The organism is Streptomyces luteosporeus, from assembly GCF_039532865.1.
GTDB classification, from domain to species: Bacteria; Actinomycetota; Actinomycetes; order Streptomycetales; family Streptomycetaceae; genus Streptomyces; species Streptomyces luteosporeus.
In genome coordinates, this window is sequence record NZ_BAAASL010000024.1 from 88,181 (window position 1) to 102,501 (window position 14,321).

Consider the following 14,321-nt stretch of genomic DNA (forward strand, 5'->3'; position numbering starts at 1 on the left):
CCACTCCCCTGGATCGTCCGGTCGCCGGCCCCGGGGATCGCCCGTGCCGGCGTCGTCGGGATCACCATAGGCGGGCCCGCCCGCGCGCCCCAGGGGTCGCCGCAGCACATCCCGTCGCAGCACACGGGCCGCCGTCCGCGGGGTGCGACACGCCCGGGTGCCGCCGAGCGGGTGGAAGGGGCACCGCTTACGGGCGTTTCCCGGTCGCGCGCGCGAGGCACGCGCGACATGGTCGGTATGCCCGGATCGTCACGTCAGCAGCCCCCCGCATCGCACCGGAGGTGCCCCCGTGTCCGCCGACGCCGCCGCGCCCGTACGGGCTCCGGAGCCGCGCCGCGCCCCGGAGGAGCGCCGCCCGTACAGGGACCGGGTGCTCCAGGCCTTCGACCGGGCCCTGCCCGCGCTCGGCCTGTACGCCGTGGCGCGGATGACCGGCACCATCGCCATGGCCGCCTGGGCCCTGTGGATCGGCAAGCACCCGCGCACGCTGCTGGGCCACCTGTGGGACGGCATCTGGTACGCGGGCATCGCCCGGCACGGCTACGGCCTGGTCGTGCCCTCCCCCACCAGCAAGGGCGTGGTCTTCAACGACCTCGCCTTCTTCCCGCTCTTCCCCGGCCTCGTGCGGGCCCTGACCACCATGCTGCCGATCACGCCGGTCACCGCCGGGCTGCTGGTGTCCGGGGTGTCGGCCCTGGCCGCCGCCTGGGGGCTGTACGCGGTGGGCGAGCACCTGCACGGGCGCCGGGTGGCCACCGCACTGGTGCTGCTGTGGGGGCTGCTGCCGCACGCGATCGTGCAGACGATGGCCTACACCGAGTCGCTGATGACCGCGCTGGCCGCCTGGTCGCTGTACGCGGTGCTCACCGGGCGCAGGCTGACGGCCGGCGTCCTGGCCCTGGCCGCGGGGCTGTCGCGGCCCAACGGGGTCGCCGTGGCCGCGGCCGTGTGCACCGCCGCCGCGCTCGCCCTGTGGCGCGATCCGCGCGCCCGCACCGACCCGCGGCTGTGGGCGGGGGCGCTGCTGGCGCCCCTGGGCTGGGCCGGGTACGTGCTGTGGGCGGGCCTGCGCTCGGGGCACGGGGTGCTGGGCTACTTCGAGGTGCAGCGGCTGTGGGGATCGCGCTTCGACTTCGGCCAGAACGCCTTCGGCTTCGTGCGGCACCTGATCGTCGGGCGGGACTCCCTGGCGTACTACGCCACGCTGCTGATCCTGGTCGTGGCGCTGTTCTCGCTGGTGCTGCTGGCCCTGGACCGGCCGCCGGCCACGCTGCTGGTGTACGTGCTGGTGCTCGTCGTCATCGCGGTCGGCGGCTCCAGCTATTTCGCTTCCAAGCCGCGCTTCCTGATGCCGGCGTTCCCGCTGCTGCTGCCGGCCGCGCTGGCCATGGCGAGGGCCCGGCCGCGCACCGCCGCCCTGGCGACGGCCGCGCTGGCCGGGCTGTCGTTCTTCTACGGGACGTACCTGCTGACGGTCGCCAGGGTCCCGATGTGAAACGGGGCCCTGACGGGAAGCGGGGTCCCGATGGGAAGCGGAGTCCCGATGGGAAGAGCGGGGCTCAGCCCTCGTCGTCCGGCTTGTCGTCGCCGGACTCGAAGTCGGCCTCCAGGCCGAGCTGCTCCACGAGCCACTTGTCGAACTCGATCGAGGCGCGCACCCAGCTGACCGTGCTGGAGACGAAGTGCTCCAGCGCCACCCCGACGCCGATCAGCATCTGCGCCTCGCCGATGAGGCGGACGGTGCCGTCGTCGTGGGTGTGGGTGTAGACCTTCGGCCACAGGGTGCGACGGTTCCAGTCGTCGACGACCTCGAGGATCTTGCCCTTCTCCTCGATGGCGTGCGGACGGTCGTAGAACGTGCGCACGGAGAAGACCTGCTGCTCCTCCTCGCCGCGGAACATGAAGTACGTGCGGAACTGCTCCCACGGAGCGGCGAGGTCGCCCTCCTCGTCCACCACGTACTTCAGCTCCATCTGCTCGAGGAGCTGCTTGATCAGGTCCTGGTCGGGGATGACGGGGCCGGTCGGGCCCGCCTCAGGCTGCGGTTCGGGCTGGCCCCCGAAATTCGGAATCGAGGACGGGTCGATGCTCACCGTTAAATTCCCTTCGTACGGTCTCCCGCCATCCTCCCCCATCACGGGCGGGGGCTGGTACCCCCGCCTCGCCGTATGTCACAGGCTTTTCGCGGCGGCCGCCTGACGTGCGGCGGCGCGGACGGGGGAGACGGTGAGCTCCTGCCCGCCGTCCGCCACCGAAACCCCCACCGTGTCGCCGTCGCGCACCTCGCCCGAGAGGATCGCCCGGGCCAGCCGGTCGCCGATGGCCGTCTGCACCAGGCGGCGCAGCGGGCGGGCGCCGTAGGTGAGGTCCGGCGCGGCGCCGGCCTCCTCCGGCTGCCCCAGCCGGGCCAGCCAGCGCAGGGCATCGGCGTCGACGTCGAGGGTGAGCCGGCGGTCGGCCAGGCGTCGCTGCAGGTGACCGATCTGGATCTCGGCGATGCGCTCCAGCTGGCCGGTGCCCAGCGGGTGGAAGACGACGGTGTCGTCGAGGCGGTTGAGGAACTCGGGGCGGAAGGAGGCGCGGACGGTCTCCAGCACCTTCTCCTTCTTCTGCTCCTCGCTCAGCAGCGGGTCCACCAGGAAGACCGAGCCGAGGTTGGAGGTGAGGATGAGGATGGTGTTGCGGAAGTCGACCGTCCGTCCCTGGCCGTCCGTGAGCCGGCCGTCGTCGAGCACCTGCAGCAGGATGTCGAAGACCTCGTGGTGGGCCTTCTCCACCTCGTCCAGCAGGATCACGCTGTACGGCCGGCGGCGCACCGCCTCGGTGAGCTGGCCGCCCTCCTCGTAGCCGACGTAGCCGGGCGGGGCGCCGACCAGGCGGGCCACCGAGTGCTTCTCGCCGTACTCGCTCATGTCGATGCGGACCATGGCCCGCTCGTCGTCGAAGAGGAAGTCGGCGAGCGCCTTGGCCAGCTCCGTCTTGCCCACGCCGGTCGGGCCCAGGAAGAGGAACGAGCCGGTGGGCCGGTCGGGGTCCGCGATGCCGGCCCGGCTGCGCCGCACGGCGTCCGAGACCGCCCGGACGGCCTCCGCCTGCCCGATCAGCCGCTTGCCGAGCTCGTCCTCCATGCGCAGCAGCTTCTGCGTCTCGCCCTCCAGCAGGCGGCCGGCCGGAATGCCCGTCCAGGAGCCGACGACGTCCGCGATGTCGTCCGGGCCGACCTCCTCCTTGACCATCAGGTCCTTCTCGGCGGCCTCCTGCTCGGCCTCCGCCTCGGCCCGCGCGGCCTCCTCCAGCTCCCGCTCGACGCCGGGGATCTCGCCGTAGAGCACCTTGGAGGCGGTGTCGAAGTCGCCGTCGCGCTGGGCGCGCTCGGCCTGCACCCGCAGGTCGTCCAGGCGCTCCTTGAGCTCACCGACCCGGTTGAGGGACTGCTTCTCCTTCTCCCAGCGGGCGGTCAGCCCCCGCAGCTCCTCCTCCTTGTCGGCCAGGTCGCGGCGCAGCTTGGCCAGGCGCTCCTTGCTGGCCTCGTCCGACTCGTTGTTCAGCGCCAGCTCCTCCATCTTCAGCCGGTCGACCGCGCGCTGGAGCTCGTCGATCTCGACGGGCGAGGAGTCGATCTCCATGCGCAGCCGGGAGGCGGCCTCGTCGACCAGGTCGATGGCCTTGTCCGGCAGGAAGCGGGAGGTGATGTAGCGGTCGGACAGGGTCGCCGCGGCGACCAGCGCCGAGTCGGCGATCTGCACCTTGTGGTGCGCCTCGTAGCGGCCCTTGAGGCCGCGCAGGATGGCGATGGTGTCCTCGACGGACGGCTCTGCGACAAGTACTTGCTGGAAGCGCCGCTCCAGCGCCGGGTCCTTCTCGATGCGCTCGCGGTACTCGTCGAGGGTCGTCGCACCGACCATGCGCAGCTCGCCGCGGGCCAGCATGGGCTTGAGCATGTTGCCCGCGTCCATGGCGGAGTCGCCGCCGGCGCCCGCGCCGACCACGGTGTGCAGCTCGTCGATGAAGGTGATGATCCGGCCCTCGCTGGCCTTGATTTCCGCCAGGACGGTCTTCAGCCGCTCCTCGAACTCGCCCCGGTACTTCGCGCCCGCCACCATCGCGCCCAGGTCGAGGGCGACCAGGCGCTTGTTGCGCAGCGACTCGGGGACGTCGCCCTTGACTATGCGCTGGGCGAGGCCCTCCACGACGGCGGTCTTGCCGACGCCCGGCTCGCCGATGAGGACGGGGTTGTTCTTGGTGCGCCGGGAGAGCACCTGCACGACGCGGCGGATCTCGTGGTCGCGCCCGATGACGGGGTCGAGCCTGCCCTCGCGCGCGGCGGCCGTGAAGTCCGTACCGAACTTCTCCAGCGCCTTGTACGTGCCCTCCGGGTCGGCCGAGGTCACGCGCTGCCCGCCGCGCACGTTCTCGAACGCCTCCAGCAGCCGGGCGGCCGAGGCGCCCTGGCGCGCCAGGAGCTCGCCGGTGGCCCCGCCCTTCGCGGCCAGGCCCATCAGCAGGTGCTCGGTGGAGATGTACTCGTCCCCCAGGTCCCGCGCGCGGTCGGCGGCATCCGCCAGCGCGGCCAGCAGCTCGCGATTGGGCTGCGGCGGCGCCACGGTCGACCCCTGCACGCTCGGCAGGCCCGCCAGCAGCCGCTCGGCGCCCGACCGCAGCGCGGCCGCGTCCGCCTCGACGGCGGCCAGCAGGTCCATCACGTTCTCGTTGTCCCGGCCGGCCAGCAGCGCCAGCAGCAGATGCGCCGGCGTCATGTCGGCGTGGCCCGCCGTGACGGCCCGGTCGTTGGCGGCGCTGAGCGCCTCCCGGCTCTTGTTCGTCAGCTCGGCATCCACGGCCTGCGCTCCTCCTCCTGTCCGAACGGCAGCATTGCCTGGGACAACGTCCGATAAGTTGAGTCTATTCCACTCAACCCGGCAGGGGCAGCCCCCTCACCCGAAAAGTGCAGCGCACACCCGGACGGGCGCGCCCCTCGGCGCGCCCGCCCCTGACCTAACCTGGCCGCATGGCCCTCGACCTCGACGCCCTCGACGCCGCCTACCTCAGCTTCTGGCAGGAGCGGCACGTGTGCACGCTGACCACCCTGCGCCCCGACGGCTCCCCGCACGTCGTCCCGGTCGGGGTCACCTTCGACCCGGACACCCGCACGGCCCGGGTCATCTGCAACAAGAGCAGCCGCAAGGTCGCCAACGTCCAAGCCGCCGGCCCCGCCGGCGCCCGCGTCGCCGTGGCCCAGCACCAGGGCAGGCGCTGGGCCACGCTGGAGGGCCGCGCGGTCGTCCGCACGGAGGCGGACGCGGTGGACGACGCGGTGCGCCGTTACGCGGAGCGCTACGGCCGGACGCCCTCCCCCAACCCGGACCGGGTCCTCATAGAAATCACGGTCACCCGCGCCCTGGGCCGCGGCTGACGGCCTACGCCGTCAGGGGCGCGATCGACCAGCGCCCCGTAGGGGCGCGGGGTGCCGCGCGACGAAGACCTGCCCGACAGACAGGCAGCGCCCCGTAGGGGCGCGGGGAACTGCGCGATCAGCCACTGACGGCCGGCAGTCGACCCGCTACCCCGGCACCCCGTCCGCGGGCACGCCGTGGCTTGTCGCGCAGTTCCCCGCGCCCCTACGGGGCGGAGCCCCTAGTTGGCCTGGACGCGGCGGGTCAGGCGCGTGAGGGTCACGCCGTTGGGGAAGGCCGTGCGCTCGGCGACGTCGAAGACCGTGGGGTCGAAGGCGCCGTCGAAGGCCGGGATCCCGTCGCCGGCGACGACCGGGTAGTTCTTGATCACCAGTTCGTCGATCTCGGGCAGCAGCGCGCCCGCGAGCTTCCCGCCGCCGCAGAGCCAGATGCCCAGCGCGGAGTCCTCCTCCTTGAGCTCGCGCACGAGCGCGAGCGGGTCGCCCGGCACGACGGTGACGGCCGGGTCGATGTCGGCCTGCAGGGTGCTGGAGACGACGTACTGGCGCAGGTGCGCGTACGGGCTGGTCATCCCCGCGTCCAGACCGGGGCGGTACGCACCCAGGCCCATCAGAACCGTGTCGAAGTGCCGGTTCGGCGCATCGGCCACCCCGACCGCCTCACGGAAGGCGGTCGGCACGGTCTCGGGGTACAGCGTGGTGGTCCAGGCGGAGTAGGCGGCCGCTTGCGCCTCGTCGCCTTGGGGGAAGAAGTCGTACTCACCGCCGGGGCCGGCGATGCGCCCGTCGAGGGTGACGGCGACGTAGTAGACGAGCTTGCGCATACGCTGACCACTCCTTGCGTAGTACTCTGATTGAAGTGATCAGAACGTAGTACTACATCTGGAGTGGTGTCAATGGTGAGACGCAACGACGAGCGACGCGCCGCCCTCGTCGACGCTGCGATCGAGGTGCTGGCCGCTGAAGGCGCACGCGGCCTGACCTTCCGGGCGGTCGACACCGCCGCCGCCGTGCCCACCGGCACCGCGTCCAACTACTTCGCCAACCGCGACGACCTGCTCACCCAGGCCGGCGCCCGCGTCTACGAACGCCTCCAACCCGACGAGGCCACGATCACCCGCCAGCGCACCGCCGGCCGCGACCGCGAGACGTACGCACAGCTCATGCGCGAACTCGTCGGCCGCATCGCCGCCTTCCGCACCGGCTACCTGGCCCTGCTCGAACTGCGCCTGGAGGCCACCCGCCGCCCCGAGCTGCGCAAGGTCCTCACCGAGCGCGTCCGCGCCGACATCGACGCCAACCTCGCCTACCACGAGGCCTCCGGCCTCCCCGGTGACGCCACGGCCGTCAAGCTGCTCATCCTGGCCCTCAACTGGCTGATCGTGGAGCAGCTCACCCTGCCGGACGTCTTCACGGAGGAGGAGCGGGAGCAACTGGTGACGGCGGCGGTGGAGCGCATCGTCTCCACCGAATGAACACCACCGGGCCCGGGGCGGTTGCACGCAACCGCCCCGGGCCCCACAGCCACGCTGGCGGGGCCTCACGAGAGCGGCGCTAGCAGCGCTCGCTGCTTCCTCCGCCGGGGAGGAACGTGTCCTTCACCCACCCCATCTGCGAGCCACCCCTCTTGCGCAGATGCGTCCAGGTGCCCTCACTGTTCGTCGTCGTATAGCAGTGGTAGTAGACGTGGTCATCACGGTCGAGCTGGAACAGCACGCTGCACGGGCCGCCGTCGGAAGTGGCATGCGGACCGGAGCGCACATTGACGTCCGTCCGATCGATGTCCGCTTCACCATCCTTGTCCCGGTCGGACCACGCGTGCGAGCAGCCGAACAGGGCGAGCTCCGGCGGCAGCCCCTGCGACGCCTCCGAGGCCTGCGCCACCGGGCTGAGAGCAAGGCCCGGGCCCAAAAGGGCCGCACCGGCGAGAGCGGCGAGCCACGCTGGTCTGTACATGCTCGTTCCCCTTTCCGTCGGGATACCGGAAGTCTGGCAACCAGCCCTTCACGAACGGCACTTGTGTGCGCCTGAACGCACACTCCCTGCTCGGAAGCCCGGCACGAAGGAGACACAGATGCTCCGTATCCACTTCACCGGCGAGGACCTCGCCCGTACGACACTCGCCGAGCACCCCGACCCCCTCTGGGAGGTGTCCATCAGCCTGCACAGACTCCAGCGCCGCGACAGCGGCGTCCTCTTCGCCCCCTGGCGGCGTGACGTCCTGCGCCGCCTGCCCACGGCAGCCACCCGCATGCTCTCCCCCGTCGCCCCCGCGAAGGGCTACTGCCTCGACTTCCTCACCCCGGCCCCGTCGGGCGGCAGCCTCGCCGCCGGCCTCGACCTGCTGCGGTCCACGGAGCGCAGCGCCATCCGCCGCGACCTGCAGGAGTTCCACCGGCAGCACCCCGGACGCCGCTTACCCGCCTGGTGCGCCCACTTGGCCGACGGCACGGAGACCCTCGGGCGCCTGACCGACGCCGTGAAGACCTACTTCGACGCCTGCCTGGCCCCCCACTGGCAGCGCATCGGCAAGGAGATCCGGCAGGACCGCGCCCGCCGCTCCGCCCTGCTCGCCAGGGGCGGCTGGGAAGCGGTGTTCACCTCCCTGCACCCCACGGCACGCTGGAACCCTCCCGTGCTGGAACTGGACTACCCCGACGACCGCGACGTCCACCTCGAAGGGCGCGGCCTCGTCCTGCAACCGTCCTTCTTCTGCCGCTACCAGGCCACCAGCGTCGTCGCCCAGGACATGGCCCCCGTCCTGGTCCATCCCATCGACCACGACCCCGGCTGGGCCTCCGGCGGCGCACCGACGGCCCTGCCCGCCCTGCTGGGACCGGTACGGGCCCGACTGCTGCAGGAGAGCGCCCACGGCCCCGCCACCACGGGCGAACTGGCCCGCCGCACGGGCACCACCGCCCCCAACGCCAGCCGGCACCTCGGCGCCCTGCGCGAAGCGGGCCTGATCCACAGCAGCCGCCGCCGCAACGCGGTCCTGCACGCCACGACGGCGCTCGGCACCGCCCTCCTCAACGGCGCCACCCCCCGCGTACCGGCCTAGTGGCGCGTCCCGGTGCCGCGGGCCCCCCGTAGGGGCGCGGGGAACTGCGCGACAAGCCACGACGCGCCCGCGGATGGGGACCGTGCTTCGGCTGCAGGCCGCCGGTGGCCGACCGCGCAGTTCCCCGCGCCCCTATGGGGTGCCCCCAGCCGCGTCCCGCAGTTCGACGCCACGCAGCACCACAGCGCCCCGTAAGGGGCGCGGGGAACTGCGCGAGAAACCACGACGCGCCCGCAGAAGGGGTGCCGGGGTGCGCGGTCGACTGCGGGCCGCCGGTGGCCGATCGCGCAGTTCCCCGCGCCCCTACGGGGCGCCCAGCCGCCCGCCTTTGGCGGCCCGCACGAGGGCCGCCAGCGTGGCGGGGGCGGTGGTTATGACGACCTCCGGGTCGTCGCTTTCGCGAAGGGCGATGGCGGCCGGAGCCGCCGCGACCTCGACGCAGTCGTTGCCGGGTCCGGTGCCCGAATAGGAGGACTTCTGATGCCTTAACGCAGCGACCTCAACGCACTCGTTGCTGGGCCAAGGCCCAGAGACGTAGGTCTTCAGCCACGTCCTTGGAGTCGCGGCAACCTCCGTGCAGTCGTTGCGCGGGCCTCCTCCGGAGCGCGTGCTCCCCCGCCAGTCACCTCGCATGAGGGCCAACTCCACGCAGGAGTTGTCCGGGCCTGTGCCGGACAGGGAACTCTTCTGCCATACCAGGGGATTCACGACCGCACCTCTTAATGCTCGCGAGCAATGCTCCGGACGAAGTCTCGACTCGCCTCGACTCCGAGCGCCAACCGATCAACCGTCCGCAAGACGGCGCGGTAGCGTTCGAGCTCTTCCTGGGCGTCGAGGAACACGCTGCCGTGCACTTCGTCGATCTGCACGGTGTCGAGCCGGGGGACGCCTCCCGCCATGTATTGCATCGCGTAGCCCATGCAGACGAAACCCTCGGCCGAGAACGGCACTACCCTCACGGTCGTACCGGGCCGTTCCGACCTCGCTGCGATCAGCTCCAACTGCTGGCGCACGACGTTCCGGTCTCCAACCTTCATACGCAGTGCCGCCTCATGGATGAACGCCCTGTAGGGAGGCGGATCCTCGCGATCAAGCACTTCCTGGCGTCGCATCCGGAAATCGACGATGGCGTCAAGGTTGCTGGGCCTGGCCTCCTGCGGCATGTGCGAGAAGATCGCTCGGGTGTATGCCTCAGTTTGCAGGAGCCCTGGGATGTGAACGATCTGCAGCCCGTCGATGCCACTGGCGTGCCACTCCAAAGCAGCGAGATCCAGCGACCGCTGCGGCAGCAGCCCTTGATGCTTCTCCCACCAGCCGCGCTCCTGGCGCCCAGTAAGTTCCGCCAGCGCATCGATGTAGGCGCTGTCGCTGCAGCCGTAATGCATTGCGAACTTCCGCAACCGCTCCTCGCTCACGCCGAGGCGGCCGATCTCAATGTGGCTCATCCGCATGGGCGTTACGCCCAGCTGCGCGGCGGCCTCGCGAGCGGTCAGGCCTGCGCGCTCGCGCATCTTGCGCAACTCGGTACCGAGACGCGCCTGGCGCGCGGTGGGGTTGTTCCTGGGCGGCATGGGGTCAGTCTCCCTGCTGCGAACGGCGTGAGGCCACGCTGTGCCCCGATGGGGCGAACTTCGGCGACTCCGTTGCAGCGGGGCTACATAGCCCCCTACGTTGAGTCGCGTGCCGCACACGCAGCGGCACCGTTCCGGCCCGCGGAAGCGCACCGGGCTGCCCGCAACGCGGCAGCGACCGGCAATGACACCGCTTCGGCCGCCTCACCCCACCGCAGGAGGCGACATGCTGCTGCCCTTCCCCGTCAAGGAAACCGCAGAGCGCATCGAACCGTTCGAGTACAGCCTGCTCGTGCCGCACGACGCGAGAGCGGTCCGCGTCGCTCGTACCACCCTGCGCGCCGCGCTGCTCGCGCACGAGCTGGGCGAACTGATCGGCCGGGCCGAGCTGCTGGCCAACGAGATGCTCACCAACGCCATCGTGCACACGAGCGGCACCGCCGAGTTGAGCCTGTGGTGGTCGGAGTGGCGCGTTCTGCGCGTCACCGTGCGGGACAACTGCCCGCGTCCGCCGACCCCCCGCGCCGTGCGCCCGTACGGGGAGAACGGCCGAGGGCTTCGCCTGCTGCAGGCGCTCGCGGACCGCTGGGGGCACGCCCCCTCCCCCGGCGGCGGAGCCAAATCCGTGTGGTGCGAGATCAGCCGCGCTTGATCGTCAACGCGCCGCTGCCCGTCGACGCGTCGATCCGGTACTTGCCGGAGGAGTCGTTCTCCACCTCGATGTCCTTGCCGCCGCTGCCGGTCTTGGCGCTGACGCGGTACGTGGCGGCCGGAACGGTGACGTCGACCGCCCCGCTACCTGCCGTGGCCTGGACGTCCTGCGGCGCCGACAGCGTGAGGTCGATGGCACCACTGCCCGTCCTGGCCTTCACGGGTCCACCGTGCAGGCCCCGGCCCGTGATGGCACCGCTGTCGGCGCGGACGTCGACGGGCCCGCGGACGTCGACGACGTCGATGGCACCGGAGTCGGTGGACACCGACACCGCACCGGTCTTCTTGAGCGTGAGCGCGCCGCTGGAGTTCTTGCCGGTGACCGGGAGGCCGGCCGGCAGGTGGACGGTGTAGGCGACGGCGCAGTCGTCGCCGCAGCCGCGGAGGACGAGGACGCCGTTCTCGATGCGGTGGGTGGCCCCCTGGGGGCGGTCGCCGCCGTATTCGACGCGGCGGTGGAGGCCGACGTTGGTGCCGCCTTCGTCGCCGATGAGGGTGACGGCGCCGGATTCGTTGTCGATGCGGACGGAGGTGATCTTCTGGGAGATCGTGGTGTCGTCCTCGAAGTCCTTGTTCAGGAGGCTGCCGCAGGCGCTGAGGGCTCCGACGGCCACGCCGGTCGCGGCGAGGGCGGTGATGAGACGGAGACGCGCGCGCATGAGGGTTCCCACCGTTCGTGAAAGAGGATCAGACACGGAGAGGCTATGCGCGGGGGTGGGCGGCGCCCATGGGGGATTCCCCTGATGCACCCCCGACCCGGCCCCTGTCAGGGGCCGGGTCGGGGCGAAGCGCTCAGTGCTTCTTCTGCTCCCGCTTGGGGCGCCAGACGACCAGCGCGCTGGCCTGCTGGACCTCCTGGTACGGGACGAGGTCGCGCCGGTACGAGGCGTGGACGGCGGCCTCGCGCTGCTGCATGGCGGCGGCGGCGCCGTCGACCACGGCCTGGAGTTCGGCCACGCGGGCCTGGAGCGCGGCGACCTGGGTCTCCAGTTCGATGATGCGCTTGATGCCGGCGAGGTTGATGCCCTCGTCCTGGCTGAGCGTCTGCACCTGGCGCAGGAGCTCGATGTCACGGGCGGAGTAGCGGCGGCCGCGACCGGCGGTGCGGTCGGGGGAGACCAGACCGAGGCGGTCGTACTGCCGGAGGGTCTGCGGGTGCAGGCCCGACAGCTGGGCGGCTACGGAGATGACGTAGACCGGCGAGTCGTCGGTCAGCTCGTAGGGGTTGCGTCGACGGCCACTACCTTCCATGGCTCAGGCTCCCTTCGCGGCCTGGAACAGTTCCGCTCGCGGGTCTTCGCTGGCGGTCGCCTCCCGATAGGTCTCCAGGGCTTCCCGGGCCTTGTCGTCGAGGCTGGTGGGCACGGCGACCTCGACGGTCACCAGGAGGTCGCCGCGGGTGCCGTCCTTGCGGACGGCGCCCTTGCCGCGGGCGCGCATCGTGCGGCCGTTGGGGGTGCCGGCGGGGAGCTTCAGGGTGACCGGGGGCCCGCCGAGGGTGGGCACCTTGATCTCGCCGCCGAGGGCCGCCTCCGTGAAGGTGACGGGGACCGTGACGGTGAGGTTGTCGTCCTTGCGCCCGAAGACGGGGTGGGTGCCGACGTGGACGACGACGTAGAGGTCGCCGCTGGGGCCGCCGCGCTCCCCGGGGGCGCCCTTGCCGCGCAGGCGGATCCGCTGGCCGTCGGAGACTCCGGCGGGGATGCGGACCTGCATGGTGCGGGCGGACCTGGCCCGGCCGCTGCCGTGGCAGACGTCGCAGGGGTGCTCGGGGGTGAGCCCGCGGCCCTTGCAGTCCGGGCAGGGGTCGGTCAGCGAGAAGCCGCCGCCTGTGCCCCGCGAGACCTGGCCGGTGCCGACGCAGGTGGGGCACACGCGCGGTGTGCCGTTCTTGTCGCCGGTGCCGGAGCACGCCTTGCAGGCGGCTGCGGAGGACATGCGCAGCGGGACCGTGGCGCCCTCGACCGCTTCGGTGAAGCTGAGGGTGACCTCGGACTCGATGTCCTGGCCGCGGCGCGGCTGGGTGCGGGTGGCACCGCCGCGGTTGAACAGTCCCCCGAAGACGTCACCGATGCCGCCGCCACCGCCGAAGCCGCCGGCACCGCCCTGGGCGCCTCCGAAGAGGTCGCCCAGGTCGAAGTTGAACGAGCCGCCGGCGCCCGGCCCGGCACGGAAGCCTCCGTTGCCGAACAGGGCGCGCGCCTCGTCGTACTCCTTGCGGCGCTTGGGGTCGGCGAGGACGTCGTTCGCCTCGGAGATCTCCTTGAAGCGCTCCTCCGCGGAGGCGTCGCCCTTGTTGGCGTCCGGGTGGAACTCGCGGGCGAGCTTCCGGTACGCCTTCTTGATCTCCGCCTCGGTGGCGTCCTTGGGGACGCCGAGGACCTTGTACAGATCCTTTTCGAGCAAGTCCCTGCTGAGGCTCATCCTCGACGTCCCTCCTTCCTCGTCCTGCGCTGTGCGTCAGCCCTCGTCCGGGCCACCGCTCTCCTCGTCCGACGACTCGTCCTCGGCCTTGGGCTGGGCGCCGGGCTGGGGCTCGGCGACGGCCACCCGCGCGGGGCGGATGGTGCGCTCGCCGATGCGATACCCCGGCTGCAGGATCTGCACGCAGGTCGTCTCGGTGACGTCCGGCGCGTAGCTGTGCATCAGCGCCTCGTGCACCAGCGGGTCGAAGGGCTCGCCCTCCTTGCCGAACTGCTGCAGGCCCATCTTGGCGGCGACCGTCTCCAGGGACTCGGCGACGGACTTGAAGCCGCCGACGAGCTCGCCGTGGTCACGGGCGCGACCGATGTCGTCGAGGACGGGCAGGAGCTCGGACAGGAGGTTCGCGACGGCGACCTCCTTGACCGCAGCGCGGTCCCGCTCGACCCGGCGACGGTAGTTCTGGTACTCGGCCTGGAGCCGCTGCAGGTCGGCGGTGCGCTCCCCGAGCGCCGCCTGGGCCTGGTCCAGCTGTGCCTGGAGGCCTACCTCGACGAGTTCCTCGCCCGTGGGGGCCGGGCCGGCCGGGCCCGCCTGATCGGCGGACCCGGCGGCCTTCGCCGCGTCGTCGGGAGCGGTCGGCTCGGAGGGGCCTTCAGGCTTCTCGTTCTCGTTGAAGCCCGGGGTCTCCTCCGTCACGCCGACGCACCGCCCTTCGGCTTCTCCTCGTCGACGATCTCGGCGTCGACGACGTCGTCGTCGGCCTTGGCCTGCTGGCCGTCACCGGCGGCACCGGCAGCGCCCTGCGCGGCCTGGGCGTCGGCGTACATGGCCTGGCCGAGCTTCTGGCTGACCGCGGCGACCTTCTCGGTGGCGGTGCGGATCTCGGCGGTGTCCTCGCCCTTGAGCTTGTCCTTCAGCTCTGCGACGGCCGTCTCGACCTCGGTCTTGACCTCGGCGGGGACCTTGTCCTCGTTGTCCTTGAGGAACTTCTCCGTCTGGTAGACGAGCTGCTCTCCCTGGTTGCGGGTCTCGGCGGCCTCGCGGCGGCGGTGGTCCTCCTCCGCGTACTGCTCGGCCTCCTGGCGCATGCGGTCGACCTCGTCCTTCGGCAGCGAGGAGCCGCCGGTGACGGTCATCTTCT

General features: G+C 71.8%; 16 protein-coding genes. 5 read left to right on the forward strand and 11 right to left on the reverse strand.

The genetic code is table 11. The features are described 5' to 3' along the window. The first annotated feature begins 289 nt into the window (after positions 1-289). A complete protein-coding gene (locus ABD361_RS26250; RefSeq protein WP_344438642.1) occupies positions 290-1,495 on the forward strand; it encodes a hypothetical protein in 1,206 nt (401 codons plus the stop codon). 64 nt (positions 1,496-1,559) lie between these two features. On the opposite strand, the gene ABD361_RS26255 is transcribed toward ABD361_RS26250, so the two are convergent. Together ABD361_RS26255 and clpB are read right to left on the reverse strand one after the other, a co-directional pair. Next, positions 1,560-2,093 carry a YbjN domain-containing protein gene (locus ABD361_RS26255; protein ID WP_344438644.1) on the reverse strand — a complete coding sequence of 178 codons (534 nt, stop codon included), beginning with the start codon at positions 2,091-2,093 and terminating at the stop codon, positions 1,560-1,562. Positions 2,094-2,171: 78 nt separating this feature from the next. Beyond that, on the reverse strand, positions 2,172-4,838 hold the full coding sequence (clpB, locus tag ABD361_RS26260; protein WP_344438646.1) for an ATP-dependent chaperone ClpB: 2,667 nt from the start codon (positions 4,836-4,838) through the stop codon (positions 2,172-2,174). 170 nt (positions 4,839-5,008) lie between these two features. Here clpB and ABD361_RS26265 point away from each other — a divergent pair, with 170 nt between their 5' ends. After that, complete coding sequence (locus ABD361_RS26265; protein ID WP_344438648.1) at positions 5,009-5,413, forward strand: pyridoxamine 5'-phosphate oxidase family protein; 405 nt, start codon at positions 5,009-5,011, stop codon at positions 5,411-5,413. Between the two features lie 221 nt (positions 5,414-5,634). Here ABD361_RS26265 and ABD361_RS26270 read toward each other — a convergent pair whose 3' ends face one another. Beyond that, positions 5,635-6,237: a dihydrofolate reductase family protein gene (locus tag ABD361_RS26270; protein ID WP_344438650.1), complete on the reverse strand. Its 603-nt coding sequence runs from the start codon at positions 6,235-6,237 to the stop codon at positions 5,635-5,637. A gap of 72 nt (positions 6,238-6,309) precedes the next feature. On the opposite strand from ABD361_RS26270, the gene ABD361_RS26275 reads away from it, so the two are divergent. Further along, entirely contained in the window at positions 6,310-6,888 is a 579-nt protein-coding gene (locus ABD361_RS26275) for a TetR/AcrR family transcriptional regulator (RefSeq protein WP_344438652.1), read from the forward strand. A gap of 79 nt (positions 6,889-6,967) precedes the next feature. Here ABD361_RS26275 and ABD361_RS26280 read toward each other — a convergent pair whose 3' ends face one another. Then, positions 6,968-7,369 carry an SH3 domain-containing protein gene (locus tag ABD361_RS26280; protein WP_344438654.1) on the reverse strand — a complete coding sequence of 134 codons (402 nt, stop codon included), beginning with the start codon at positions 7,367-7,369 and terminating at the stop codon, positions 6,968-6,970. A 118-nt stretch (positions 7,370-7,487) separates the two neighbouring features. Between ABD361_RS26280 and ABD361_RS26285 the strand changes: the two genes are divergently transcribed. Beyond that, complete coding sequence (locus ABD361_RS26285; protein WP_344438656.1) at positions 7,488-8,474, forward strand: ArsR/SmtB family transcription factor; 987 nt, start codon at positions 7,488-7,490, stop codon at positions 8,472-8,474. A 303-nt stretch (positions 8,475-8,777) separates the two neighbouring features. Here the strand turns inward: ABD361_RS26285 and ABD361_RS26290 are convergent, their stop codons facing one another. Next, positions 8,778-9,107, reverse strand: coding sequence for a DUF397 domain-containing protein (locus ABD361_RS26290; protein ID WP_344438684.1), 330 nt, complete (start codon positions 9,105-9,107; stop codon positions 8,778-8,780). An 86-nt stretch (positions 9,108-9,193) separates the two neighbouring features. Beyond that, positions 9,194-10,045, reverse strand: a complete 852-nt coding sequence (locus ABD361_RS26295; protein ID WP_344438658.1) for a helix-turn-helix domain-containing protein — start codon at positions 10,043-10,045, stop codon at positions 9,194-9,196. A gap of 226 nt (positions 10,046-10,271) precedes the next feature. Between ABD361_RS26295 and ABD361_RS26300 the strand changes: the two genes are divergently transcribed. Next, on the forward strand, positions 10,272-10,697 hold the full coding sequence (locus ABD361_RS26300; RefSeq protein ID WP_344438660.1) for an ATP-binding protein: 426 nt from the start codon (positions 10,272-10,274) through the stop codon (positions 10,695-10,697). Here the strand turns inward: ABD361_RS26300 and ABD361_RS26305 are convergent. From ABD361_RS26305 to ABD361_RS26325, 5 genes are all read right to left on the reverse strand, one after another. Next, positions 10,684-11,415: a DUF4097 family beta strand repeat-containing protein gene (locus tag ABD361_RS26305; protein WP_344438662.1), complete on the reverse strand. Its 732-nt coding sequence runs from the start codon at positions 11,413-11,415 to the stop codon at positions 10,684-10,686. The two genes, ABD361_RS26300 and ABD361_RS26305, sit on opposite strands and share 14 nt — an antisense overlap. 133 nt (positions 11,416-11,548) lie before the next feature. Continuing rightward, on the reverse strand, positions 11,549-12,007 hold the full coding sequence (locus ABD361_RS26310; protein WP_344438664.1) for a heat shock protein transcriptional repressor HspR: 459 nt from the start codon (positions 12,005-12,007) through the stop codon (positions 11,549-11,551). A 3-nt stretch (positions 12,008-12,010) separates the two neighbouring features. Continuing rightward, positions 12,011-13,180 carry a molecular chaperone DnaJ gene (gene dnaJ / locus ABD361_RS26315; RefSeq protein WP_344438666.1) on the reverse strand — a complete coding sequence of 390 codons (1,170 nt, stop codon included), beginning with the start codon at positions 13,178-13,180 and terminating at the stop codon, positions 12,011-12,013. 36 nt (positions 13,181-13,216) lie between these two features. Next, positions 13,217-13,876: a nucleotide exchange factor GrpE gene (gene grpE, locus ABD361_RS26320; RefSeq protein WP_344438668.1), complete on the reverse strand. Its 660-nt coding sequence runs from the start codon at positions 13,874-13,876 to the stop codon at positions 13,217-13,219. Beyond that, a partial coding sequence (locus tag ABD361_RS26325) for an Hsp70 family protein (RefSeq protein WP_344438670.1) occupies positions 13,873-14,321 on the reverse strand: 449 nt, incomplete at its 5' end. The genes ABD361_RS26325 and grpE, both read right to left, overlap by 4 nt.